This is a genomic window from Bradyrhizobium sp. (assembly GCF_036009065.1).
Taxonomy (GTDB): Bacteria; Pseudomonadota; Alphaproteobacteria; order Rhizobiales; family Xanthobacteraceae; genus Bradyrhizobium.
The window spans coordinates 1-1,689 of record NZ_DASYMN010000297.1 but is presented as its reverse complement, the minus strand read 5'-3'; the positions used below and the strand labels follow the sequence as shown (position 1 = coordinate 1,689).

Genomic DNA, 1,689 nt, shown 5'->3' with positions numbered 1-1,689 from the left:
CTCCGGATGCGTTCCGGGACCTTCTCGCGCAGGACATCGAGAAGTGGCGCAGGGTGGTGAAGGCGTCGGGGGCGACCATCAATTAGCCCGGGGGGCGGGCGACGCCAGCACCGCCTCATCCTGAGGAGCGGCCCCTTGGCCGCGTTTCGAAGGATGTGCCACGAGCGTCCGCTTTACCTCATCCTGAGAGGGTGTGAAGAGATTCTAGATCTGGACACGACTACCGTTTCTGATGTCGGCGATGTCGCCTGGTATGCAAGGTAGCATCGGGGACGGGGGATGTTCCGATCTGGGTTATTGTTTTATGCGGTGGCGAGGCGATGTTGCTGAAGGATGTTGTTGGCAAGTGCGTGCCACAGCATCACTGCTTTGACCTTGACGGCGCCACGCACATTCAGCCGGATCAGGTTCCAATTGCGCCAACGAGCATGGATGCACTCGCAGATCGAACGCTGCCGGTAGATGACCTTGGCTTGCTCGTCTGCCATCCGGCTGCGCCATGCCAGCACGCCCGGCCCGTCGTCACGGCGCGGCAGGTATGGGTCGGTGCCGTGCTTGGATTGTGTCGGCGGACAATAAATCTCGATGCCTTCACCATGAGCCCATTCGATATCCGCCGCCGACGTGAACCCACCATCGCCGAGATGACGATTCGGCAGCCGGCCAAGGCGCTCGCGCACCGCCTCCAGGCTTGGCCGCATCAGGCCGCGATCCGAACCAGTGGTCAATGGCGTCACATCGATCACAAACTGCTCCCCGGCGGCGCTGAGCACCTGCACGTTCCAGGCCGGGCGGAAACCGCCATCGGCCATCTTTATCACCCGCACCTGCGGGTCGGTGGTCGAGGCCCGGGGCTCCTTCGGCTTGTCAGGTTCCTTGACCCCGTCGGCCTGCTTTGCGGTCTTCGGCTCGCGCGCTTTGCGTTTCGCTTCCACCTCGTCCAGGGTGTGCAGCGCCGCCTCGATACGTTCGGCGCGTTCGCGCGCCGCCCGTTCCTTGGCTGCACGCATGCGCTGATTGCTGGCATCGGAACTCACATCGACCTCACGCTTGAGCCGCTCCACCAGGTCACGCGCCACCGCAAGATGCTGTTCGAGCCGGCCACGGCGGCGAAACGAAGCCGCACCAGCGCTGGCCCGCACCCGCACTCCGTCCTGCACCAACCCGCTGACATCGATCACGTTGGCCGCGCACAGCGCCGCCACGTTCTCCGTCAGCAGCCGATCGAGCACGGCGCCATGGCCGACCCGGAAGTCGGACAGCGTGTGGTAGTTCACCGACACCCCGCCCGCCAGCCAGCGATAGGCGTCATGGTGCTCAATCAGCCGGCACAGCGCCCGCGCACTGCCCACCCCCTCGCTGGTGGCGTAAAGCCACAGCGCCAACAGCAGACGCGGCGAGATCGCCGGACCGCCGGGTGTGCCTTCCCGCGCCTTGATCGCATTCTCGAGTTCGCGAAGGTCGAGCCGCTCGACGTATCCCCACATCACCCGCGCCGGATGATCCGACCCGATCAAGCTGTCGATATCCATCGCCCGAAGTTCGATTTGATCACGCACCGGCTCGCGCAGACGCGGCTTTCCAACCGCCCCGCCAACCTCCGGCCGCTCCTGCCCCGGCAAGTCTTCGAACAATCCTTCGCCCGCCATCCTCAGCTCCCTGCCCAACTCAACATGCAAGGAATCATCG

1 protein-coding gene is annotated in these 1,689 nt (G+C 64.7%); it reads right to left on the bottom strand.

Features of this window, described 5'->3' with window-relative positions; translation table 11 throughout:
- Positions 1–302: 302 nt before the first annotated feature.
- Positions 303–1,649: an IS1182 family transposase gene (locus tag VGP39_RS18140; protein WP_327569478.1), complete on the bottom strand. Its 1,347-nt coding sequence runs from the start codon at positions 1,647–1,649 to the stop codon at positions 303–305.
- Positions 1,650–1,689 lie beyond the last annotated feature (40 nt).

Bases quoted from the DNA above. Each gene is read 5' to 3' on its own strand.
- VGP39_RS18140 (WP_327569478.1), bottom strand. From the start codon at position 1,649: ATGGCGGGCGAAGGATTGTTCGAAGACTTGCCGGGGCAGGAGCGGCCG.